Below are 25073 nucleotides of genomic sequence, written 5' to 3'. Positions count from 1 at the left end.
TATAAATTAATCAGACCTTATGATCAGACTCTATTTTTTCTTTTTATCTATAGGCTCAGCAACCATACCAAGCCTGTCAATTCCTGCCGCCTTAATTTCACCCATGACTTTCACAACCTCACCATAGGCAACATTTTTATCGGCTCTCAGAAAAAGCATTTTATTCTGTTTCTTCACCAATTTTTCAAGATGACTCTGCAATTCATCAAACCCGACTTTATACTCATCAAGATAAATATCTCCATTACCACTTATGGAAAGTACAAGATGTTCATTATCTTGAGGCAGAGAACGAACAGTCCTCGTCTGCGGCAGGTCCACTTCAACTCCTTGAGTCATCAACGGAGCGGTCACCATGAAAATGATGAGCAACACCAACATAACATCAACAAATGGTGTAACGTTGATCTCAGCAAGCATCCCTTTGTTATTTGTAGAAATGCCCATCAGCTACCCCTGTATGGATGATTCATGATCCATTGAAGTCTGCGCAGAACCTTTGGAGACTGGTTCTACCCATGAAACTTCGCGCTCTACACGATTAAGAAACGCTCCAGCAAAGTTAACCATTTCAGTCTCAATACCGTTCAGAACTCCAAGAAAAAAGTTATAGGCAATGGTTGCAGGAATAGCTACGGCAAGACCTATAGCTGTTGCAATAAGAGCTTCTGAAATACCAGGAGCAACCGCTGACAGAGCTGCCGATTTTGCAGAGCCTATTGCATGAAAAGAATTCATAATTCCCCATACAGTACCAAATAATCCTATGAAAGGAGCCCCGTTTGCGCATGTGGCCAGAAATGACAAAGAAGAAGTAAGTTTCTTCATTTCAGAACTTACTTTCTGCCTGAGAATCCGGCGAAGCGTGTCTTTAATAAGTCTGCGCTTATGACTGGGACTTACAGCTGATTTTTCAAGGACACGGTACTCTTTCACCGCAGCGGTTCCGATGCGATTCAGGGGTGAGGAACTGGTTCTGCTGATTGCAGTAAGTCCTGAAGAAAGAGAATCAGCCTCTTCCATTATCTGATTGCCTTTAAGAATACGTGTTCTCGCCTTTCCTAAAGATATCATTTTCCAAAAAATTATTGTCCAACTCCACATTGACATAGCTGCAAGGAGGCAAAGTACACACTTTACCACAATTGTAGCGGATTCGAGCATGGCGAAAATTCCGCCTTGAGGTATAAAATCCATACTGCACGCACCCTTTTTTGCCCTGCCATAGAAACAAGCAGGTATTATAAATTTAAACTGTCTTCGAGCAAAGGCTCTGCGCAATTTTTGGCAGAACCGACTCCACAGAACCTTCAATAAAAATATCACTCATACCTGAATAAGCTGAAGGCGTCCTGTTTATCTCAATAATCTTACCACCTGCATCCTGAATACGCGGAGGAATTAAACTGGCAGGCACAACACCACCGGAAGTACCGGCAACAATAACAACATCCGATTGATCTGCGAGTTCAAAAGCATTCTTGTATGCATCAGAAGGAATCTGCTCACCATAAAAAACAAGATCAGGTCTAATTATACCAGAACATTCAGGACACCGAACAGGTAGTTCACAATCCGGAATTTTAGATGCGTCAAAAGGGACAAAACATTCCATGCAATAGAAACTGCTGCAATTACCGTGAAACTCAATAACATTTAATGAACCGGCACGCTGATGCAATCCATCAATGTTCTGAGTGATAATACCCTGTACATATCTATTACGTTCTAGTTCAGCTAAAGCTCTATGCGCATCATTAGGTTGAGCCTTATTCATCATTTTTGCGGCTTCCTGCAAAAATTTCCACACAGTAAGCGGATCTGAGTGCAAAGCCCTGATGGATGCTACTTTTTCAGAATCATATTTAGACCAGAGTCCGCCGGGACTTCGAAAATCAGGAATTCCGCTCGCAACGGACATACCTGCCCCGGTCAGGACAACTGAACATCTGGCTTTGGAAATAAGCTTTACAGCCTCTGATATCTTGGAACTATACTTGTCCATTCTTCTGCCTGAAACAGCCTATGAACGCTTCATCAATTTCTGCACTAATTGACGAGAATTTTCTTCTGCCTGTCCATATTCAGCAACGCTCATGCCCGCACCTAACGCGATCTTACGACGCATATCCAGGTCTACAAGATCACCGGGAGCATGTGCATCATTATTAATTACCAACTTTGCACCGTACTTACGCGCAAGAGCAACAACGTGACCATTAGTCAGACTGTGTCCTTTACGGGTTGTAATCTCAAGACATACTCCATATTCGGCAGCAAGCTTGACTTCAATATCGCTGATTAAACCGGGATGAGCCAAGACATCAACTCTGGCCTCAATGGCAGCAAGGTTTGTTCCTTCCGCCACAGGTTCCACTATGGTTTCTCCATGTACAAGGACAATCTGAGCATCGGATTCTCTGGCCTGCTCGACCATTTCCCCTATTAATCCAGGAGGAACGTGAGTCAGTTCAAGACCTGCAAAAACATCAATATCAAAGTAATGACCATGTTTCTTTGCAAAACGCTTAATATTTTTAAGTATTATATCAATATTGCTGGAATCAGCATGATCAGTCATTGCCAGAGCTCGGTAACCTGCCACTCTGGCCCGTCGGGCCAATTCAGCTGGAATAAGCTCGCCATCACTGAAAACAGTGTGGGTGTGAAAATCAATCATATAAACCTACATCTTATATTTATAGTCATCTGGAGAAAGCTCTTCGAGCTCGTCATCCCACTTGGACTTTGAACTTATATTCTGGTCAACATCTTTTGTTCCGGCCATATCAAGAACTTTCTGTGAGACACGTACCGGACAGTCAGCCCGGACAGCCAATGCAACGGCATCTGAAGGCCGTGCATCAATAATCAATATTTCACCTTCGCGTTCAACGATAATCTCTGCGAAGAAAGTTCCTTTCTCCATATCCACAATATCAACAGTCTGAACTTTACCGCCGAAGGTCACAATGGTGTTAAGAAGCAGGTCATGTGTCATAGGGCGTGGCATTGCAACTTCATTCAATATCATTGAAATAGCCATTGCTTCCATGGCTCCTATCCAAATAGGCAGGACCGTCCCAATCTCCTCATTCTTCAAAACAAGAACTGGAGAATCTGTATCATTTTCAACGGCCAGCCCGTAAACCTGCATTTCTACCATGGCTCTCCCACCTTGGCCCCTATCAGGGAATGATTCTTGGCTTCAATAATCTTAACCTTAACCATTTTACCGCCAAGTGTCTTCTCATCAGTATAACCGGCAAAATAGACATTGACCACACGTCCACCCATATCTTTGCCTCTCCACGAAATGCCACCGCTTGGCTGACGTCTGCTTGGACGTTCCAGCAAAATAACCATTTCACGTTCGACTAAATCATCTAGACTTTCTCTAGTAATACTCTTTTGTCTTTCCTGCAAGCGGGCAAGACGACTCTGTGCAACGTCTTCAGAAACTTTAGGCTGCATTTTTACGGCTGCCACTCCAGGTCGGTCTGAATATTTGAAAGAAAAACTACTTTCATAACGAACTCTTTCCATTATATCCATCGTCTGCTCAAAATCTTCATCAGTCTCACCGGGGAATCCCACAATAAGATCTGTTGTCAAAGCAATATCCGGACACGCTTTACGAAGGTCATCTACAATTTGAAGATAGCGGGTACGATCATATTTACGCCCCATCTTCTTTAAAATATTATCTGAACCAGACTGCACGGGAAGATGCAGACTTGGGCAAAGATTATGCAGCTCACCAAATGCTCTTACAACTTCCGGGGCAATATCCTTAGGATGTGAAGTCGTAAATCTTATACGCTCTAAACCATTTATATCAGAAATTTTATATAGCAGCTCGGCAAAGCTTAAATCTTTCCCTTTTTTATCAATACCGAAGCTATTAACATTCTGCCCCAAAAGGGTGATCTCGCGAATACCAGCTTTAACAAGCGATTTGCATTCATTAATGATGGCCTCTGATGAACGTGATTTCTGTCTGCCTCTAGTATACGGTACAATGCAATAAGCACAAAAGTTGTCACACCCCTGCATTATATTCACGAAAGCTTGTCCCGGAATTGTGCCTATACCAGGAGGAAGAAGATCAGTATTAGGTAAAACCTCACCACCTTCCCGTTCTGGATATTCTGACAAAAAATCATTGAGAACCAGTCTCTTTTCATGATTTTGTGCTAAATCTTCAAGAGCAGCAGGAGCCTGTGCGATGCCGTCACTACCGAACACAAGTCTTACATGAGGGAATTTTTCCAGAAAACCGTCCCCTATCTGTTGCGCAACACAACCGCCCACAGCCACAAAATCACCTGTATTTTTGCATAAGGGAGCCAATCGACCCAGCACACTGTATACTTTCTGTTCAGGCTTATCGCGCACAGAACAAGTGTTAATAACAAATATATTAGCCTCTGATTCGTCCACAGCAGTCCAGCCCCGACTCTCCATAGCACGAATAAGCCAGTCCGAATCATGGACATTCATCTGACAACCGAATGTTAGTACTGTAAATTTCATACCCCGCACATACTCCATAAGTCTTCGCTGGTAAACCCTGCAAAGCACTGCTTAGCCAATCAAAAATTAAGCCCGGCTGAGCGAACTCAACCGGGCTTAATAATCATTTTATTAATACAAACTTAGACTTTAGCAGCCTGAAGCTCTTCAACTGAGTAATCCCAGATGGTATCATGAGGTCCAAGTTTTTCTTCACTAAAGAACCGTGGCAATTGATCGTCCAGCTTGGTAAATCCAGCCTTACGGTTGAAATCCAGTTCATCCTTAAGAGTATTTACACCAAGAGCTATAAAATCATCGGCAGTATAATCAATACCATGTGCTGCACCTACGAGATCGCAGATACATTGTACTGCATCTTCAGTATCAAGGACAGCAAATGCAACGAAGAGGCAAAGCCCTAAAGCATCGATGGATGCGGTAGCAATCTGAAGGTTTTTGGAGAGCTCGACCTGCCCTTCTTTAGAAAGAGGGTCAACATCTCCACCGACCTTAAGAATATTGGTAGCTACTGCGTATCCGGCTGTGTGGTCACCGCCCATTGGAGTAGTTGCATATGTTACTCCGACACCTTTAACTGAACGAGGGTCATATGCAGGGAGGCCCTGTCCCTTAACCGTAGGAATGCGATCTACGCCAAAAGCCTGCCCGGTAAAATCTGCTCCATTACCGATAATGCGACCGATAGGATCAGATGAACCGACTTTCTTAAGCAGCTCTATTCCGCCTTTGCTGTCGCCCCACTCTAAAACACCGCCATCCATCGCAACCGCCATAGCACAACCCATTTCAATGGTATCGATACCTTTCTCGTCACAGATACGGTCCATGGTTGCAATATCATCTATGTCATTGATCATGCAGTTGGCACCGAACCCCCATACTGTTTCATATTCGAAACCTGAGGTCAGGTAATTGCCGTCTTTATCATTGTAACGCTGTGAGCACTGAATAACACAACCGGTATGACAACCTTCTTTGGTCTTACCACCACGAGATTCAATGACTTCAGCTATTTTTTCACCTGAAATATCAGCAGCATCGTCAAAACGACCATAACGGAAGTTTTTGGTAGGCAAGGCTCCTGCTTCATTAATGATATTAACGAGAATTGCTGTACCGAATGCAGGAAGCCCTTCGCTGGTAACAGGGTGACCCATGAGAATTTCAGTCCAACGTTTACGTGCGACTTTAAACTTCTCTTCATTAATAGGTTTCATACGACCCTTTGAATTAGGATCAAGAACTACTGCTTTAATTTTTTTGGATCCCATAACAGCACCCATCCCCCCACGACCAGCAGATCGTGCAGGATGCAGATGAGGATCAGAAAACTGAATAGTAGAAGCCGCCAGACACTGCTCACCGGCAGGACCAGTTAAAGCCGTTACGGCCTTGGCTCCATATATTTTTTTAAGCTCTTCATGTGCAGGATAGTTATCCAGCCCCACTACAGGAGAAGCGTCTTTGAACTCAACGCGATCAGCATAGATTTCAACAATAGAAAAATCTGCATCAGCATCAGGTTTATCTTCAAAAACAATGGCAAGTAGATCTAATGCAGGAAGACTCTGCGCAAACTGACCACCAGTGTTACTTTCTTTAATACCGCCAGTAAGGGGAGACTTTGCACCGCAAGAAAGTCTTCCTGAGTTAGCAGCACCACTTCCACCGAGAATACCCGCAGCCCATACGAGTTTATTTTCAGCAGAAAGAGCATGACAGTCGCCGGGTACTTCAGTGTTTACGAGTCTTGATGTCAGGGCACGACCGCCAAGACCTGCGTAATCACCGAGTTCGTCAAACTTGAACTCTTTGGTGCGAGTATTGATTCTAAGGATTCTGGGCATATTACCCCCATGAATTTAAAGTTTTAGCAAAAACCAACCTTCATTTAACATAGTATTATTGTTAATAAGTGCTCAAACTATATACTCTGAATAAATATTGTCAAAGTTTTTAAATTATATCACAGCAAGCACATAAGTTTTAATTATATAATTTTAGACATAATAAAAATATGAATATAATTCATAAGGAAATACAGGATTAAATCATAACACTACAGTTAAAATAAACACTAAAGATAAATTGTAAATAAAATATAAGTATATTTAAAATAAATAACATAAAAACAACTGTAATTTATAAAATTTAAAATAAGCTAATAATAAAAAAGCGGGGACGACATAAAGGTCGTCCCCGCTCAAAGAATCAAAATGTAAAGCTACTTTAATTAAGCAGCTTCAACTCCAGAGGCATCATCATCTTTATCCGTCATACTGGGGCCAAATCCAAGAAGGATCGGGCTTGCTACAAAGATTGAAGAATAAGTACCGACACCTACACCAACCAGCATTGCCAGAGCAAAGTCATGAATGACTCCTCCACCGAGTATGAACAAAGCCGCAACAACCAGAAGAGTTGTTCCGGAAGTAAGGATAGTTCTACTGAGAGTCTGGTTAACACTGAGATTAATAATCTCTGCCAGAGTAGGAGCCGCCTTGCCGTTCAAATTCTCACGGATACGGTCAAAAACAATAATAGTATCGTTCAGAGAGTAACCAATGATTGTCAGCAGGGCTGCGATGATTGTGAGGTCAAACTCTTTGTTAAGCAAAGAGAAAATACCAACAGTAATCAGTAAGTCATGAATAAGAGCAACAATTGCTCCTAAAGCATAGTTCAGTTTCAAATACCAGCATAGACCGAGAGTGATGAACAGAGCTCCAAAAATAAGCACTGTTGTTGACATTCCCATAAACTGCAACACACTGATACCACCGAAAAGAGCTCCGGCCATAATCGCAGCTGCAAACCAACGCTGTTCAAAACGACCCGAGATATAAATAGCAATCAAAAGCACAGCAAAATACAATGCTTCAAGAGCCTTAGTTCTAAGGTCCGAACCAACTTTCGGGCCAACCATATCAAAACGCTGAATATCAAATCCTGTTTTGGAAAGGTTAGCAGTAAAATCCTTGGAAATCATATCACGGACGTCAGCAGAGCTGATATCTGAAGTAGATGTCCTGATCAGAATTTCATTATCATCAGCATGACCAAATCTCTGAACAACAAGTCCTGGAAGTTTCGTGCCTTGAAGGGCATTTTTAACTTCCTTAACTTCAACTTGTTTATCAAATTTAACCTGAACCACGATACCGCCGGCAAAATCAATTCCGTACTTGGGACCGCCTTTTACAATCAAGGAAGCAAGCCCAAGAAGAATAAGCACAGCTGAAATAATAAAAGCTGTACGTTTCAATCCGACAAAATCAATCTTGGTATCGGGTTTTATTATCTGTAATCCCATTATTCACTCTCCCTAAATACTCAGCGGCGCATCTGCGGCACGCTTGGAGGTGTAAAGATCAAACAAGATGCGGGTAACAAAAATAGCGGTAAACATAGAGGTAATAATACCCAAAGTAAGTGTTACCGCGAAACCGCGCACCGGCCCGGTACCGAACTGGTAAAGAATAACAGCAGCGATTACGGTAGTGATGTTTGCATCAAGAATAGTCAAGGTCGCTCTATTGTAACCTTCCACAATTGCGGCTTTAGCTGTTAGACCTCTTCTTATTTCTTCACGTATTCTCTCAAAGATAATTACGTTAGCATCAACCGCCATACCGATAGTCAGGATAATACCTGCGATACCCGGAAGAGTAAGAGTTGCACCGAAGAGTGCAAGTCCAGCTAAAATAAGGACAATATTAAGAACCAGAACTACATCAGCAACAAAGCCGGCAAAACCGTAGTATACTAACATAAAAGCCAGAACTGCAATACTACCGACAATAGCAGCCATAACGCCTTTATCGATTGACTCCTGTCCAAGAGAAGGACCAACAGTTCTCTGCTCAAGGATTTTTACAGGAGCAGGTAATGATCCGGCGCGTAGGACAATTGCAAGGTCATGGGCCTCATCGGTGCTGTAGCTACCGGTAATAGAAGCGCGTCCACCTGCAATTTTATCCTGAATTGTAGGAGCAGAATAAACTTTTCCGTCAAGAACGATAGCCATCTGCTTTTTAATGTTCTCACCTGTGACTCGTTCAAAAATCCTTGCACCCCTAGCGTTAAAGTTCAGGGTTACATAAGGCTGGTTAAACTGGTCAAAGCGAGTTTGAGCATCAGTGATATACTCACCTGTCAGCATGGCTTCGTGCTTAAGAACAATCGGTTTTTCAACGTATGAACCATCGGGAAGTCTGTGTCTGATGACAGTAACTTCACGTCCAGGTGCAACAATGCCTTTCTTAGCTTTCTCAAGGTCAGCGGCAGAATCAACAAGCTTGAATTCAAGGTGTGCTGTTTTACCGATAATCTTAATTGCTCTTTCTGGATCCTGCATACCCGGAAGCTGGACCTGAATACGGTTGCCTTCCTGTTTGCGGATATCCGGCTCTGCAACACCAAACTGGTCAATACGGTTACGGATGGTTTTGATAGCCTGATCCATCGTCAGCTTGGTCAGGTACTTTTTGTATTCCGAAGTAGGAGCAAAAACGTAATTGACTTTTCCGTCAGCGTTAACAACGGAGCTGATAATAGTAAGGTTGCTGAAACTTTTTTTAACAAGCTCATCAAGCTTGTCTTTCTGGTCCTGATTAATAAGAACCGCTTCAATTCTGTCACCTTTGAGAACTTTCGGCTTCAAAACAATTACACCTTCCTCTCTGGCAACGACTTTTAAGTCTTCACCCATGCGAGCAAGGTTGTTTTCCATAGCTTTATCCATATCTACACCTAGTGTAAGATGGATTCCGCCCTTGAGGTCAAGTCCCAAACTGATTTTGTCATCAGGTAAAAAACGAGTCAAACCTGAATTCTGAACTGCAGGCAGTGAAGGAAGAAGGTAAGCTACTCCAAACACAACAACAAGCAGAGTCAGGACAATTTTCCAACGAAGACTCCCGTTCATCTCCTCTCCCTATTATAAATTCAACTAGGAAACGTTACAAAACACTAAAAAGGCAAGCACTTTCCGAATAAACCGAAAAGTGACTTGCCTTGTAGGCTTAACTACTATCAATAAAGGCTTATTTGCCTTTCTTAGTTTCTTTTTTGACGGGATTAGACAGCCCGGCAATATAGCCTCTGTCAAGTTTTACCTGCATACCTTCAGCAATTTCAATGGTAAGTTCATCACCGTCAACAGCCACAACTCTTCCGTATAATCCACCGGCGGTAAGTATACGGTCGCCCTTCTGGATACCTTCAAGCATTGCTTTGTGCTCTTTAGCTTTTTTCTGCTGAGGTCTGATGAGCAAAAAATAGAAAATAGCAAACATAAGGATAAGGGGAAGAAAAGAACCGAGTGCTCCCATAGGGCCGCCCTGAGCCTGCTGCCCGGATGCACCCATCGCATGGGCGATATCTGCAAAAAACATTACGTCCTCCTGAAAAGACTGTGTACGAATTAAACAATCCGCCTATTAAACAGGAACATACATATTCCCATACGGACGATGCTTGTAGAATTAAAGCCTCTTAAATTCAGAAGCAAATATATCTAACGCATCAATACCGATTTCCTCTAAATAATCACGGGCAACCTTATGAAACCTTAAGACAACCCTCATCTGCGGGGGTTAGAGTTTATTTCATCTCTACCATAATCTCAAAAAGAACAGCTTAAATAAGAAATATCCCTATTCGTGCTGATTCCAGAAGACATACCCGCTATGGGAGCATCTGCTTTACCAGAAAACATACCAAGAAGTAAAATAACTCCTTAGGCCATATATTTTCCAAAAAAATCAGCAACTTTTCTACTGCTGACAATCATAAGCTGCTGATCCATATTGAGTATTCATTATGAATAACTACCCGATACCCGACATTGCTGTGAACGTAAATAGCCCAGCACTGTTTGTGCGTGAAAGTTTTCATTGCCTGTTAACTGCAATTTTGTGTCACAAAACGAGATATTCCAACTGTAATGCGTCAAAGTAACTGATTAATCTCAGTCAGTTAATGCAAAAACTATGTACGCCTGTCCAGTAAAATTGTCGAGAACGATTTAACTGGCTGTTACAGACTTTTGACTTAAGCCGTGCTTACTTACCAAGAAATCAATTAAATATGCAACAACTTCCGTAGCAATACACCTTGTGAATTTCTACTCAGGGTTCCAGGCTTTATTAAAAAAATCATCAGGCCACATTAAAACATCAGGCTCACCCTCGCTAAGTTTTTTTCGAGCACATGCATCAACTTTAAATTTAAATTTAATAAATGATGTATACATTCCGGCAAAATCTATATCACCGACTAATATGTAGCCGACCAAAGTCTCTTCTTTAAAAATCAGCTTGCGATAACTCTGCTTATGTTCATTGTAAAATGTGTATGATTCGTACCTGGTATCAACATCAGTGGGATTTACTTCACCTACTGAAATTGTCGGCATCCCAAAAAAGCTGATAGAACTCATGGAAAGTGATCCGGGATACTCTGAGACTTTACCCGCCATATTTTTACCTGCATGATACCCCTGAGTGTAGGCATTGGACCATACAGGCACAACTTTATCTTTATCAAACAAAACATCTTTTGCCTGAGCAACATCTCCCGCAGCATATATGCTCTTAATATTTGTCTGCATATAGTCGTTAACGATTATACCATTTTCGACTTGAATTCCCGCTTCGCGTGCAAGTCCGATGTTAGAAACTACTCCTATGGCAATAACTACTGCGTCAGCTTCCAGAAAAGAATTGTCATCAAGCAAAACACCTCTTACTCCACCCTGCTTATCACGCACTATTTCCTTTACATTGACGCCGCAGCGCACAATCATTCCAGTCTCATCAATTCTTTGACGGATTAATCCAGATGCCTGCTCGTCAAACGCAAGCGGCATAATACGCTTCGCACCTTCGATGACAGCAACCTGTACACCGCGATTATACATGCTTTCAGCAGCCTTTATGCCTATAAGACCTCCACCTATAACAACCGCTCTTTTTATATCCTTAAGAACGTTTATAAGTTTATATGCATCTTTGACTGCAGTAAAATTATATACATCAGATCCATACACTCCTGTTATCTTAGGGGAAAAAGGAATTCCGCCTGTAGCAAGCAGAAGTTTATCAAATGGGATTTGATCACCGGTTGATGTAACGATCAGTTTACTTTCAACATCAATATCGACAATTGAAGTGCCCAATTTTAAATTAACTTTTTTTTCGGCGTAATACTCATCCGGGCGCATGGAAAGCTGTTTTTGATTAATTTTTCCCGCAATATAATATGAAGTCAACGGCTTGCCATAGGCTGCGTTATTTTCCGCCCCTATAACAGTCAGTGATGTTTTTTTATCATACTTGCGTATGCCATCAACAGCCCCTAGCGATGCTATACCATTTCCTATAATTACGTATGCCATGACCTACCTTTCCTCATATTTCAATGCTCTATTTGGACAGGCTTCAACACAGGCCGGACCTTCTACACGTTCTTCACAACGATCACATTTGATTATTTTATTTTCCATTTTATTTCGCTGAATTGCTCCGTATGGACAAGCCATCAAACAAGACCAGCAACCAAGGCATTTATCAGAATCATAGACAGTAATACCTGAAATTTCATCTTTCGTTAATGCTCCTGAAATACACACAGCAACACAATCAGGTTCTTGGCAATGCCGGCAACTGACTGCCACACAATTATCATCATTTTCGAAAACCATTATACAGGATGACAGCCCTTTCGCACGTTCTTCATTATAAGCAATAATTAAGTCTTTACTCTCAGAACGAACAGTCATACACGCCAATTGGCAAAGTCCGCACCCCATACAATAATCTCGATCAGGGTATATACGTTTCATATCTATAACCTATCTGCCTGCGTGTTTAATGCCCAGAACGTCCATTTCAATTTCAGATAATCTTATAGCCCGTAATACACTTCTGTTCCCACAAAGACTTTCAATAGAATCTAGCCCCATACAACAAAGCATATCTGTAATCTCAAGAGACCAGTTCCGCATAAAATTTACCAGCTGCTCCGCTGCAATTTCAGGATTCTGACGTTTGACCAGTTTCTTATCATTTGTTGAAATACCCCATGCACACTTTCCAGTATGACAACTACCACAAAGAGTACATCCGACAGCAATCAGGGCCGCAACATCAATACTCACAGCATCAGCCCCAAGAGCAATGGCTTTGACAACATCACGGCTACAACGAATATAACCACCTGCAACAATAGAAACTCTGGAACGCATATCATCATCACGAAGTCGCTGATCCACGCATGACAATGCTATTTCCATAGGAAGCCCCATCTCTTTGCCAGGCATTGCAGGACTGCTACTGGCTCCGTAATGCACTCCTTCAAGGATTAAAACATCCGCCCCGGCACTCACTATTCCTGAAGCAACATCTGCAACACCATGTCCGGCCGCAATCTTAACAGCTATGAGAACTTTTTTTTCAGATGACTGCTTAACCTTACCAATAAACTTAGATAAATCTTCTACAAAATCTATGTTATGATTCAAGCCAATCGATCCAGCAAACCCAGTCAAATCAATTACAACCCCAGCTCCTTTGCTGAAGGAATAGCAATATTCATTATACAAATCAGGGCCATTCTGTACAAAATCCAGCTGACTATATTTTCCAATATTCTTTAGATGATTACCTGAGTCTACAAAGCAAATAGTGCCTAGCTCTTCAGCAGACACAGATATAGCTGTTTTCACATTCGAATTTATAATTCCGAAAGGTATATCAGCAAACACAAGTGGAATATTTATTTCTATTGATGCGGTCGAATTAGTTTCGCAGTCAGATCCAAGGCCCGGCTTTGCCCCTAAATGAGTATTAAGGTCTATCGATCTGCATGCAGAATCTACCGCAGCGTTACCATCAAGCAGTAATTGATCCCAATAAACAAGCTGGTTATCAGAGTTGTGCATATGTGAAAATGCGCTAACAGTTTGAGCCTGATGATAAATATTTTTCATAAAATCAGGTTTCCATGAACCATTGTCCCGAAAACACAAATCACTTTTCTTAACAGTAAGTGCAACAGTAGGACACATGGCTACACATCGATAGCATCCTATACACTTACGATTATCATGAGCAACTTTTTTACGTGCTTTATCCCAGAAATAAGCTGCATACGGACACTGTCCGATACAAATCTTACAATTTATACACAAGTCCGTATCTCGTAAAATTTGAAACTCACAAAATGTGCTGGTAAATTTTTTAAATAACACAAATTCTCTCCGCTGTTCCCCTGAATATCACTCTGTCATTCACCTGCATACCCCAAAAGCTACTTAACCTCAGGCCAGAAATTTATATTTCGTGCAGGAGAATACCCCTCTAGAAAAGCCTTACCAAGATTGGAAAAATAAATTCTGTTTCGCTTGGCTGTTCTTAAAGCATACTTATTGCCTTCAGGAAAACATCTCTGACTACGACTGTTCCCTATCCAATTCGAATTAAATTCTTTCACTCTTTGGATTACAGGCCAAAATCCACTTTTATCTTCATAAGCCTTCCGCTGTGCCTCTAACAGGATATTCTGATATTTTTCCTGGTTATTCTTATGATAATAAAAAAATGCAGCACCATTTTTAACCAAATATTCATTAACAAAGATCCCATTCACATACACCCATCCGACAATTCTATTATAATGATCCTTATGATCCGGGGTATATTCAATCTGCACCGATTTACCGAGAATGAGTTTGGTGAGTATCTCTTTTGCCTCACGAGCATAATACTGATCAGAATGTCCTTCATACCCGATTTCCGGTGTATCGACAGATGCTATTCGTACGGTCTTGTTGTTCCAAAGAACAAAAGTATCTCCGTCGATTACATGCTTCACCCTACCTTCAAACGCATATCCAAAAGTAGAGCAGAATAAAACAATACAAACACTCAAAAATAAAACGGAGCCCTTGAGGACTCCGTTTTTATTATTTATTTTAAAAAATAAGACCAGCAAATTCATCTTCCCTGTTAATGAGCCCAATAAATGAGCCCCAATGAATGTGAATCAAGCAAAAGTTCATGTTTAGGTAAAATTCTAACTGTGTAACCAAACCTTCCAGCTTCACCCGGCATGACCTCTCCCTGATACTGATGCCAACCGGCATCAAGATCTTCTTCAGGCGTCATTATCACAGTATCTCTACTTACAAATGTGCCATCCTGCCCAACCGGACCAGAATAAATTTCAACCTGAACATCACTTGTAGATAAACCATTAAGGTAAACCTCAGCATTTACTATGATCGGTTCTTCAACATATATATCAGTATGTGTCTCAGAAATGATATTTCTAACCTTGAGGCTGGACCATTTAGTCATTAGATCCATTCGCCAGGCAGCCAGATCCTTTGCTCCCTGAAAACTACTCTTCGACATAGTCTGATAGTTACTAAATGCCGGTAGATATGCTTTTTCAGTATAATCTTCAACCATGCGGTTAGCATTGAACTCAGGCCCTAGAATACGCAATGCTTTCTTAACCTTGGAAATCCAATTCCTAGGAATACTGCCATGACCGCGATCATAAAATTCAGGGATTATGTCATTTTCAAGAACCTTGTAAAGAGTCTGACTTTCAACAAAATCCTGATACTCATGATCATTATAATCTTCACGACGACCTATAGCCCAGCCGACACTGTTATCTGACAGATAGGCTTCATCCCACCACCCGTCAGGGGTGCTGAACTGCAATACGCCATTAGCCATTGCTTTCATACCGCTTGTTCCGCAAGCCTCAAGAGGTCTCCTTGGAGTATTAAGCCATATATCGCAACCCTGTACCATATAGTTAGCGATCTTCATGTCATAATCCTGGAGAAAAACCATACTCATACGGCATTCTTCACGACGGCAAAGCTGAATCAGATCTTGAATAAGTTTTTTACCTTCATTATCCTGAGGATGAGCTTTACCAGCAAAAATAAACTGAACCGGATGTTTAGAGTCAGCAATAAGTTTGATTAACCGTTCTTTATCCCTAAGCAAAAGACCTGCGCGCTTATAAGTTGCAAAACGACGAGCAAAACCTATGGTTAATGCCCGCGGATCAAGAACTTCATCAGCAAGTTCAATCTCTTTACGGCGTGCCCCTATGCTAAGAAGCTGTCTGCGTAATCTTTTACGCACAAAATCCACAAGGCGTTCCCTTAACCTTTCATGAGTGCGCCAAAGCTCGGCATCAGGAATATTCTCAGTCTGCTTCCAGACTCTTGCACCATCAGGATCTTCACGCCAGTTCGGTCCAAGATAGCGATCAAACAGTAAAGAAAAATCAGTTGCAACCCAAGTCGGCATATGCACGCCGTTAGTTATAGCGCCGATTGGAACGTCTTCAACAGGATATTGGGGCCATACTTTCTGCCACATATTTCTGGAAACATGCCCATGAAGAATAGACACACCATTATTAAAACGGGAAAGTTTCAAAGCCAGAACAGTCATACAAAAAAGTTCTGAATCATTACGGGGATCTTCACGGCCAAGAGCCAGAAAAACCTTATATGCAAGCCCCATTGTCTGGGCATACGGTTCAAAATAAGGACGCATCAAATCAGCTGGGAACCTGTCATTACCGGCAGGAACTGGAGTATGAGTAGTAAAAATAGAAGACGAAGCAACCATTTCCATAGCAGCTTCAAAAGATAAATTCTGTTCTGTCATAAAAACACGGATGCGTTCAAGACCGGCAAAAGCAGAATGCCCTTCGTTCATATGAATTACACTCGGTTCAAGACCGAGAGCAGCAAGAGCCTTGACCCCTCCGATACCCAGCAGAATTTCCTGCCAGAGGCGCATTTCGAGATCACCGCCATACAAGCGGGCAGTAATGGCTCTAAAATGAGCTGGATTATCTTTTATATTCGTGTCGAGCAAATATAGAGTAACACGGCCGACCTGTACTTCCCATATTTGAACTTTAAGATCTTCACCTTTAATATCGAGTGAGAAAATTATATCGTCGCCTTTTTCGTTCTTTGCTGGCTTAATCGGCATTTCCTCAAAATCATGGCTGGGATAACGTTCCTGTTGCCATCCATCCTGCGTCATATACTGACGAAAATAACCATGCTGATAACAAAGACCTATTCCTACAAGAGGAATATTTAAATCACTGGCGGACTTAAGATGGTCACCGGCCAAAATGCCGAGACCACCAGAGTAAATGGGGAGGCTAAGCCCTATACCATATTCAAAACTGAAATAAGCAACGACAGAATCTCCCTTTTTAGCTCCCTCAAATTTATATGAGCAACTCTCTCTTGAAAGATAATTTTTCTGTACTCTTACAGCTTCTCTAAGACGCTGAATAAAAAAATCATCACCTGCAAGTTCCTCAAGCTGCTGCTGAGGAAGGTGATTGAGAAAAGAGACAGGGTTCTGCTGGCATTCTCGCCAAAGATTATGATCAATAGAAGAAAAAATACTCGAAATATCACTATTCCAGACAAACAGAAAATTGTAGGCTAAATCCCAAAGCTCTTCCAGCTGTTTGGGCAAACGAGGTACAACGCTGTAAACGCGAAGAGGCTGCATAATTATCTCCTTTAAATATAGATTCTAACTGGTCAGACTCAACCTACCTATATCCACAGACCCGACCATATTTAACAATCACAGAATCAATATACCAGACTATCCAAAAAGAGCCAGATACAAAATACATAAAAACAAATAAAGATTAACTGAAAGCCTAAAACATATACACTAATCCTTATTATTTGCCTTATTCGGATGAATATTACAAGACAGTTTAGTAATTATACATCTTGAAAGTTGACACAGATCGCATACGAGAGCATTCTGCGCCCTCGAAATGACATTAATTGAGGATTAAAAATATGACTCCCACACAAAGCAATCCTGTTGAAGTTAAAGTAAAATTTCTTAGCGATATAGCTAAAAACAGTGGCACGGATTACGCAACTCCCAACTCAGCCGGAATCGATCTGAGAGCATGTATTGAAAATGACTCCATAGAGATATGCCCGGGTGAAAGACATGCGTTCCCGGTAGGAATAGCCATTGAAATAACTGCCCCCGGCATTGCCGGTTTCATTTATTCCCGTAGCGGACTTGGCACAAAAGACGGCCTGACAATCAGTCAGGGAGTCGGTGTAATAGACCCTGATTACCGTGGTGAGATTAAAGTTTCACTCTTAAATACATCAGGTGAAAAACGACGAATTGAGCGTGGACAGCGCATAGCACAGCTGGTTTTTATGCCCTACTGTCATGCCAACTTGATTCCGAGTGAAGAACTTTCCGAGACCCAGAGAGGGGCCGGAGGATTCGGGCATACAGGAAAAAACTAATTACTCATTTAATATAAAGAATAATACCATGACTAAATACGATACACTTGTGGCAAAAGAACAAAAATCTATCTGTAATACTTACGGTCGGTATCCTGTCAGTGTAGCCAGAGCCAAAGGCTCCAGACTTTGGGATATTGACGGAAAAGAGTATATAGATCTCCTCTCCGGTATTTCTGTAGTCAATATCGGCCACTGCCGTGAAGACTTAGTAGAAGTTATGACTGAACAGGCCCGCAAACTGGTTCAAGTCAGCAATCTATTCTATCAGGAAGAACAAGTCGAATGCGCTGAAAAACTTCTTACAACATGCGGTGCTGACAGAGTCTTTTTCTGTAACTCAGGAGCTGAAGCCAATGAAGCCGCTATCAAGCTGGCTAGAAGATATATGCGCACTATAAAAGAGAGGGATGCTTATGAAATCATTACTCTTGAAGGCTCATTTCATGGCAGAACACTTGCTACGCTGACAGCTACAGGACAGGCCGGCCCGATCAAAGATGGTTTTGCTCCGCTACCTGAAGGCTTTAAATATGTTCCAACGGGAGATATTGAAGCACTTAAAGCTGCAATTACTGATAAGACAGCAGCCATCATGATTGAAATGGTTCAAGGCGAAGGCGGGATCAAACCCCTGCCAGCCGAATATGTAAAAGCCATTGAGAACCTTGTTGCTGAAAATGATATCCTGCTTATTGTGGATGAAGTCCAGTCAGGCCTTTGTAGAACAGGTAAATGGTGGGCACATCAGCATTACGGAGTAACTCCGCATATTTTCACCTCTGCAAAAGCTCTAGCCAACGGCCTGCCTATGGGAGCCATGCTGGCAACTGAAGCAATAGCTAAAGGCTTCACACCCGGAAGCCACGCTACCACCTTTGGCGGAGGGGCTCTGGTTGCAAAAGTTTCTTCTAAAGTTCTTGACATAATGACTGAAGAAAAAATTGCTGATAGAGCAGCTGAAATGGGCGATTTCTTCATAACCGAAGCCCTCAAAATACAGAAAAAATTCCCTGAAAAAATCAACTCAGTCAGAGGACTTGGACTCATGCTCGGAGTTGAGCTCTCCTTTGACGGCAGTGAAGTTTTTACACAGCTCCGTGATAAAGGTTTTATACTGAATCTGACCAAAGGAAAAATACTTAGACTGCTTCCTGCGCTGACTATTGATAAAAAAGATCTGGAAACATTTCTGAAGACACTGGAAGAACTCCTTTCTATCTAAAATAGATTAACTTGACCTAAAACCAGTCTGAACTTACTTTATTAGTAGATTCAGACTGGTTTTTATATATGATCTTGCAAGAAAACATTATCTTGCTCCGCTGAGATAAACTGGAGGCAATACATTATGAGTGACATAGCACTTTCTATCCCCGTTGAAGGTGGTGTTATGGACACCAGTATTAAGCAGAATCTGCCTACAGAGCGGCCGGATCATGTGGCTGCAGCTCTTGACGATCCTGCAATGAGAGCACATGAAGAACGTCAGCAACATGTTGTTGATGACGCAATTCATAGCCTGACAGGTAAAGGGAATCTCATTGACCGTATCATTTAATGGATTAAAGACTAATTTGAATTTCATTTTCCTATTAAAATATAAAAAGTAGAAAATAAGATCTTAAAAGCCCTAATACTCGGTAGAGTACTTGGGCTTTTTACGTTACTAGTGTTTTGAAAATGCTTGCTTTTAATTATCATCCTAATTTTTAAATATACTTTATAGGAAAGTTTCAATGTCCAAACTTCTTAGAATCCAATTTACACTTTCTGAAATAGAAAGCGACGAATGCCAAGTTTATTTAGGGGCACGTGTCGCTCACGGGTGGGAAGAAAAACCACTTGATGACGATTCTATATTCTACACTGTTCATCTTGAAGATCATCCTCTGGGCATGGAAATTGTTGAAGAGATTAAGAAACGCTGGCCTGAGGCAGGATGTATCTCGGCTGAAATCGAAGCTGAAAACTGGGGGCTTGCATGGAAGGATTATTTTGAACCTGTGACCTGTGGAAATTTTGAAATCCTTCCGCCATGGATGCTGGATAAAAAAACAGAAGGCAAAACACACATAATTATCGAGCCTAAAATGGCATTCGGAACTGGTGGTCACCCTACTACGGCTCTCTGCTTAGAAATAATCAGCAATCTTGCTTCCGAAGGCAAGATCAACTCACAAATGGATTTCTTTGATCTGGGCACAGGCTCGGCAATACTTGCCATTGCTCTTGCTAATCTTGGTATGAAAGGAGTCGGAGTTGATATCGATCCACAATCAATCGTATGCGCACTGGAAAACATTGAAAATAATAATGTGCAAGGTATTACTCTCGCTGTCGGAAGTGCAGATTGTATTGATGCAGACCTTAAATACGATCTTGTAGTAGCCAATATTCTTTCAGGCCCACTAATTGAACTTTGTCCGGAAGTAACAGCAAGATTAAAAGAAAACTCAATTCTTATTCTGTCAGGCATATTAATCGAACAGTCTAAAAAAGTTGCAGAAGCTTACATTGAAGCAGGTCTCCCTGCGCCTGAAATATTCACTCAGGGAGAATGGGCCGGACTGCTTTGGAAAAACGTTGGTGCTGTTGACGAATAAGAACTGGAGATATCATTGAATCGAGAACAGACATTATTAAATTATTATAAGACTCTTTCAAAAAGAATAGGCCCCTGTCACTGGTGGCCGGGCGAAACTCCGTTTGAAATTGCGGTAGGAGCTATTCTTGTTCAAAATACAAACTGGGCAAATGTAGAAAAAGCTATTAATAACTTAAGAAATAACGACGCACTCTCATTGCAAGGGCTACGAAAACTCAGCATTGAAGAGTTGCAGGAACTTATTCGTCCTTCCGGTTTTTTTCGTATGAAAGCCGTGCGTCTTATTAATTTTCTTGATTTTCTTGATCAGAATTCAGCAGAATGCATCACTGCTTTAGAGAAGATAGATACTTTTGAACTTCGTGAAAAACTGCTGAATGTAAGCGGAATAGGCCCGGAAACAGCAGATTCCATACTACTATACGCGCTTAATAAACCCATTTTTGTGGTGGATGCTTATACAAAAAGGATATTCAACCGCCATATGCTTGTGCATGAAGATATCGACTACCATGAATTGCAGGATTTTTTCATGGATGTTCTGGAACATGATGTTAAATTATTTAATGAATATCATGCCCTTATCGTAATGACTGCTAAAAATTGGTGTAAAAAATCGAAGCCTGACTGTAAAAACTGTCCATTAAATAAATTTTTGGAAAATTAATTTCAACCTATGCCTGACCAATTAATTAAAAGTTCACTATCTTCGATCGCAATACTATTTGTTGTGGTTTTATTTTGTTCACCTGTATGTGCACAAGAATCTGCTGTCAGCAGGTTGAAAGACGCAATTCAGGAAACTAAGCAAACAGTAAAAAAGCAAAGAAATGAACTTTTAAAACTTACTCGCGAAGAACGAAATATGTTTGGCGAGCTTGCAGCCATTGAAGACCGCATAACGGAAATTACACGTAAACTTTTCAGCCAGGAAGACAAGCTTGAAAAAATAGTTATCGATGAAAACAATGCCAAAACGGAGTATATAAAACTAAACAATGAACTAAAACAGATTGTTGATAAACTACAAATGATGCTGGCCAAGCTTTGGCCCATCCATTCCCGTAAACTTGAAAACAGATTCGGTTCTCTTAATGATTGGCAAACTACCGATCGCAATTTTGTGTGGCTGGCTTCTTTATATACAGATGCTCAAAAAGAACTGGTCAGCGCGCAAAATAAAGCAAAAGAAATATCGCAAAATATTGATATTCAAAAAGAATTGCGATTAAAATCTGAGAATCAACTTTCACTGATTAATAAAAGCAAAGATGCCCTGCTTAAAGATAAACTAAGTCTACTTTCAGGAATTCGTGGAATCAGGGCACTGAAAATAACCAGAGAACAGGAAGTTAACGGACTCCTTGATACTATCAACAAACTGAATTACAAACTGAAAAGTTTGACCAGCAGAAAAATTTTAAGTTTTAAAGGGTCATTGCCCCGCCCCTGTGAGGGCAAGACTCAAATCCGGTTTAATCTATCAGCCAAACCTCCAATCAGAGGTGAAGGAATTCAGACAGCCGGAAATGTCGATGTAAAGTCAATTTTCTGGGGTAAAGTCGTGCATAATGACACCCTAAGAGGATTCGGTCGGGTTGTGATAATTTATCACGGGTACAACTATTATTCCTTATATGCATATCTTGCTGAAAGCTTTGTTAAAACAGGGCAAGAAGTTGAGAAAGATGAAATCATAGGAAAAACAGGATATTACCCCAAACTTAAAGAAACCGGACTTCATTTTGAATTGCGTTTTCATCAGAAACCCGTTAACCCGGAAAAATGGCTTGCCAAAAAATAATATTAATATCTTTAGCAAGATACAGTACCCACTCCACTGGAGGAACAAATGAGAAAAACTTTGTGGATGATAGCCATCGTAGCTCTTTTCGTAGTTTCCGTTGCACCGCAACCCACAGAAGCCGTCGATCAAAATCGCTTTGAGCCTTTACGCAGGTTCTCTCAAGTACTCGATCTGGTTGAACATAATTACGTAAAAGACCTTTCCCGCAAAGAACTTGTGGATGATGCTGTGAAGGGCATGCTTGAACAGCTTGATCCTCACTCTACTTTCCTCTCTACTGAAGATTTCAAAGATATGCAGGAAGCCACCAGCGGTGAATTCAGCGGTATCGGTATTGAAATCAGTATGGAAAAAGGTCGTTTAATTGTTGTCACACCAATTGATGATACTCCTGCGTTCAAAGCAGGATTAAAGGCTGGCGATATCATCCTTGAAATTGATGGGGAATCAACCCAGTCAATCTCACTGATGGAAGCAGTAGGTAAAATTAAAGGTAAACGGGGAACAGATGTAGTTCTGACAGTACTGCACAAAAACGCTAACAAACCTGACAAAATAACCATTACTCGTGATTCTATCCAAATTAAAAGCGTTAAACATCAAGAACTTGAAGATGGGTATCTATATATCAGACTTACCAGATTCAGTGAGAATACCACCCGTGAAATGCACAAAGCTTTAACTGAATACAAAAAATCGCATACACTTAAAGGTGTTATTCTTGACCTGCGTAACAACCCCGGCGGGTTGCTGACTCAGGCTGTTTCCGTAGCCGATACTTTTCTTGATGAGGGACTCATCGTTTATATCGAAGGACGTGATAAAATAAGCCGTAAGGACTTTATGGCTAAAAGTCAGCCGACTGATATTGATGTCCCCGTAGTTACACTTATTAATGCAGGATCTGCTTCAGCTTCAGAAATCGTATCCGGAGCTTTGAAAGACCATGACCGCGCATTACTGCTTGGTGAGCGGACTTTCGGAAAGGGATCAGTTCAGACGATCATTCCCATGTCTGATGGATCCGGAATAAAACTTACTACCGCCTTATACTACACACCTAGCGGCCGTTCGATTCAGGCTGAAGGAATCGATCCGGATATTGTTTATCCATTTGTTGTGCCTGTCGACGACAAAGATAAAGATGACCGTTTTATCCTTCGTGAAAAGGACCTGAGCAGACATCTTGAAAACAATGGCGACAGCAAGAAAGGCAAATCAAAAACTGGCGAAAAGGCTAAAAAAATGCTCGACAGAGACAACCAGCTCAGACTCGGTCTGCAATTGGTTAAGCAGCTGCCCCGCCTTAAAGAAATCAAATAAGTTTAAAGGCTGACTGAAGTGAAAAACAGTACTTCGGAAAACAACGATAAGCCCGAAATCCCGGCAGGTAAGCCGGGCCTTCGGGCTTATTTATTCAAACCGGCAGGTATAGCTGCGATTACAGTTGCAGCAGCGGCGAGTGTTTGCTTGGTAATTGCGTTGGTAGTTTCAAGCTATTCTGGACCGACGACAGAAAGCTCCGGCAATTCACAAGAACAGCAGAATCTTACTGCTGACCAACGAGCTGCCCAGAATCAACATCCTTTATATGAAGAACCCATGGAAGATAACCTTGACGATCTCGTCAAGCAGGTAGATCTGACTCTTATTAATACGCTTAAAAACTCTAAAATAGCCATGCGCGATCTTAGGCTTGAAGATGTATCACTGAAGAAACATCAAGGTCATGATTTCCATTTCCAACAACTTCGTTTCCCATATAAAGGGGATAAAAATAAATTCATTTCCAAAATTAAAAATGAATTCGACGCAAAAGCCCTGAATGCCAGTATTCATGAAGTTGCTTCAGACTGCTGGCTGATTAGTATAAATGGAGTGCCAACCCATAAATTCTTCATATTTGCTCCTATAGTGAAGCCGAAACAAACTCCACGGAAGGCAGGTCCGCATACACCTAAAATGGCCATAGTTATTGATGATATGGGTGAAGATGTTGCGCTTGCAAAAGGTTTGGCTGCACTGGATGCTCATGTAACCTTTTCTATATGGCCAAACAGTTCACATGTGAAAAAGACTTTGGCTATTGCGCGAAAAAACGGAAATGAAATTATGATTCATCTGCCTATGCAACCCAAAGGATATCCAAAAATTAATCCTGGATCAGATGCTCTTCTGGTTGGTATGAGCGCAGATAAAATTCATAAAACGGTTCTGGCTGCAATCAAAAAAGTTCCCGGAGCTAAAGGACTTAATAATCATATGGGGTCCTTATTTACTGAAAATTATGCAGGAATGCGCGAGGTTATGTCTCCGCTACACCAGAAAAAACTGTTTTTTCTAGATAGCCGGACCACACCTAAAAGCGCAGGACCAAAAGCTGCCCGCAAAGCGGGGGTAACAACCTACGAGCGCAATATATTTCTGGATAACGTTAAAGACATCAGTGCAATTAAATATCAGCTTTCAAAGACGGCCAAAATTGCCAAGAAAAAAGGACAGGCAATTGCTATAGGGCATCCAAATTGGGAAACATTAAAGGCCATTAAACAATGGGCAAAAGAAAATCAGGGAGAAATTAATATTGTTCCAGTTGGATCATTGATTCCCAAGGGGCAATAGGATACTTGCACATTTCGCAAGTCAAAAATACAGGCGCTGTTTTTTATTAACAGCAAAATCTATCAGTATAGAAATTATTCAGGCTGCTAGCTTGACTTAAATGTCATTTTAAGGCCAAATATTTTTAAATAAAATTATCT

The 25073-nt window shown here is 41.3% G+C and carries 23 protein-coding genes; 8 read left to right on the top strand and 15 right to left on the bottom strand.

Annotated elements, in window-relative coordinates:
• Positions 1–30 precede the first annotated feature (30 nt).
• The 15 genes from tolR to glgP all read right to left on the bottom strand — a co-directional run bounded on the left by tolR (position 31) and on the right by glgP (position 17117).
• A complete protein-coding gene (gene tolR / locus H589_RS0113165) occupies positions 31–447 on the bottom strand; it encodes a protein TolR (protein WP_027722451.1) in 417 nt (138 codons plus the stop codon).
• A 3-nt stretch (positions 448–450) separates the two neighbouring features.
• Positions 451–1197 (bottom strand): MotA/TolQ/ExbB proton channel family protein, encoded by a 747-nt coding sequence (locus H589_RS0113160; RefSeq protein ID WP_027722450.1) that lies wholly within the window; start codon positions 1195–1197, stop codon positions 451–453.
• Positions 1198–1249: 52 nt separating this feature from the next.
• Complete coding sequence (locus H589_RS0113155; protein ID WP_027722449.1) at positions 1250–2005, bottom strand: SIR2 family NAD-dependent protein deacylase; 756 nt, start codon at positions 2003–2005, stop codon at positions 1250–1252.
• A gap of 18 nt (positions 2006–2023) precedes the next feature.
• Positions 2024–2680, bottom strand: a complete 657-nt coding sequence (locus H589_RS0113150; RefSeq protein ID WP_027722448.1) for a histidinol phosphate phosphatase domain-containing protein — start codon at positions 2678–2680, stop codon at positions 2024–2026.
• A 6-nt stretch (positions 2681–2686) separates the two neighbouring features.
• The gene (locus tag H589_RS0113145) at positions 2687–3166 is read right to left on the bottom strand and encodes a bifunctional nuclease family protein (RefSeq protein WP_027722447.1); all 480 of its coding nucleotides are present in this window, start codon (positions 3164–3166) and stop codon (positions 2687–2689) included.
• Positions 3160–4536, bottom strand: coding sequence for a tRNA (N6-isopentenyl adenosine(37)-C2)-methylthiotransferase MiaB (gene miaB / locus H589_RS0113140; RefSeq protein WP_027722446.1), 1377 nt, complete (start codon positions 4534–4536; stop codon positions 3160–3162). The genes H589_RS0113145 and miaB overlap by 7 nt, the downstream gene beginning before the upstream one ends.
• Positions 4537–4658: 122 nt before the next feature.
• Positions 4659–6386: an aldehyde ferredoxin oxidoreductase family protein gene (locus H589_RS0113135; RefSeq protein WP_027722445.1), complete on the bottom strand. Its 1728-nt coding sequence runs from the start codon at positions 6384–6386 to the stop codon at positions 4659–4661.
• Positions 6387–6772: 386 nt separating this feature from the next.
• Positions 6773–7852 (bottom strand): protein translocase subunit SecF, encoded by a 1080-nt coding sequence (gene secF, locus H589_RS0113130; RefSeq protein WP_027722444.1) that lies wholly within the window; start codon positions 7850–7852, stop codon positions 6773–6775.
• A gap of 12 nt (positions 7853–7864) precedes the next feature.
• Entirely contained in the window at positions 7865–9466 is a 1602-nt protein-coding gene (secD, locus tag H589_RS0113125) for a protein translocase subunit SecD (protein ID WP_027722443.1), read from the bottom strand.
• 118 nt (positions 9467–9584) lie between these two features.
• Positions 9585–9935 carry a preprotein translocase subunit YajC gene (yajC, locus tag H589_RS0113120; RefSeq protein WP_027722442.1) on the bottom strand — a complete coding sequence of 117 codons (351 nt, stop codon included), beginning with the start codon at positions 9933–9935 and terminating at the stop codon, positions 9585–9587.
• A gap of 731 nt (positions 9936–10666) precedes the next feature.
• On the bottom strand, positions 10667–11938 hold the full coding sequence (locus H589_RS0113115) for an NAD(P)/FAD-dependent oxidoreductase (RefSeq protein ID WP_027722441.1): 1272 nt from the start codon (positions 11936–11938) through the stop codon (positions 10667–10669).
• Positions 11939–11941: 3 nt separating this feature from the next.
• A complete protein-coding gene (locus tag H589_RS0113110; RefSeq protein WP_027722440.1) occupies positions 11942–12385 on the bottom strand; it encodes a 4Fe-4S dicluster domain-containing protein in 444 nt (147 codons plus the stop codon).
• Positions 12386–12394: 9 nt separating this feature from the next.
• Positions 12395–13792: a glutamate synthase-related protein gene (locus H589_RS0113105; protein ID WP_027722439.1), complete on the bottom strand. Its 1398-nt coding sequence runs from the start codon at positions 13790–13792 to the stop codon at positions 12395–12397.
• A gap of 59 nt (positions 13793–13851) precedes the next feature.
• Positions 13852–14415, bottom strand: a complete 564-nt coding sequence (locus tag H589_RS0113100) for a thermonuclease family protein (protein WP_245577146.1) — start codon at positions 14413–14415, stop codon at positions 13852–13854.
• A gap of 134 nt (positions 14416–14549) precedes the next feature.
• Entirely contained in the window at positions 14550–17117 is a 2568-nt protein-coding gene (glgP, locus tag H589_RS0113095) for an alpha-glucan family phosphorylase (RefSeq protein WP_027722437.1), read from the bottom strand.
• 305 nt (positions 17118–17422) lie between these two features.
• On the opposite strand from glgP, the gene dut reads away from it, so the two are divergent.
• The 8 genes from dut (at position 17423) to H589_RS0113055 (ending at position 24933) form a co-directional block, all read left to right on the top strand.
• Positions 17423–17896 (top strand): dUTP diphosphatase, encoded by a 474-nt coding sequence (dut, locus tag H589_RS0113090; RefSeq protein WP_027722436.1) that lies wholly within the window; start codon positions 17423–17425, stop codon positions 17894–17896.
• 28 nt (positions 17897–17924) lie between these two features.
• A complete protein-coding gene (locus H589_RS0113085; RefSeq protein ID WP_027722435.1) occupies positions 17925–19121 on the top strand; it encodes an aspartate aminotransferase family protein in 1197 nt (398 codons plus the stop codon).
• A gap of 126 nt (positions 19122–19247) precedes the next feature.
• The gene (locus tag H589_RS0113080; protein WP_027722434.1) at positions 19248–19457 is read left to right on the top strand and encodes a hypothetical protein; all 210 of its coding nucleotides are present in this window, start codon (positions 19248–19250) and stop codon (positions 19455–19457) included.
• 178 nt (positions 19458–19635) lie between these two features.
• Positions 19636–20502, top strand: a complete 867-nt coding sequence (locus H589_RS0113075; RefSeq protein ID WP_027722433.1) for a 50S ribosomal protein L11 methyltransferase — start codon at positions 19636–19638, stop codon at positions 20500–20502.
• A gap of 15 nt (positions 20503–20517) precedes the next feature.
• Positions 20518–21171 carry an endonuclease III domain-containing protein gene (locus tag H589_RS0113070; RefSeq protein ID WP_027722432.1) on the top strand — a complete coding sequence of 218 codons (654 nt, stop codon included), beginning with the start codon at positions 20518–20520 and terminating at the stop codon, positions 21169–21171.
• A gap of 9 nt (positions 21172–21180) precedes the next feature.
• Positions 21181–22308: a murein hydrolase activator EnvC family protein gene (locus H589_RS0113065; protein WP_027722431.1), complete on the top strand. Its 1128-nt coding sequence runs from the start codon at positions 21181–21183 to the stop codon at positions 22306–22308.
• A gap of 48 nt (positions 22309–22356) precedes the next feature.
• On the top strand, positions 22357–23634 hold the full coding sequence (locus tag H589_RS0113060) for a S41 family peptidase (RefSeq protein WP_027722430.1): 1278 nt from the start codon (positions 22357–22359) through the stop codon (positions 23632–23634).
• Between the two features lie 18 nt (positions 23635–23652).
• Positions 23653–24933 (top strand): divergent polysaccharide deacetylase family protein, encoded by a 1281-nt coding sequence (locus tag H589_RS0113055; RefSeq protein ID WP_027722429.1) that lies wholly within the window; start codon positions 23653–23655, stop codon positions 24931–24933.
• Positions 24934–25073 lie beyond the last annotated feature (140 nt).

Origin of the sequence: Maridesulfovibrio zosterae DSM 11974 (assembly GCF_000425265.1) — a bacterium.
Taxonomy (GTDB): Bacteria; Desulfobacterota; Desulfovibrionia; order Desulfovibrionales; family Desulfovibrionaceae; genus Maridesulfovibrio; species Maridesulfovibrio zosterae.
The sequence above is the reverse complement of the archived record's forward strand: the minus strand, read 5'-3'. Positions and strand labels throughout refer to the sequence as shown.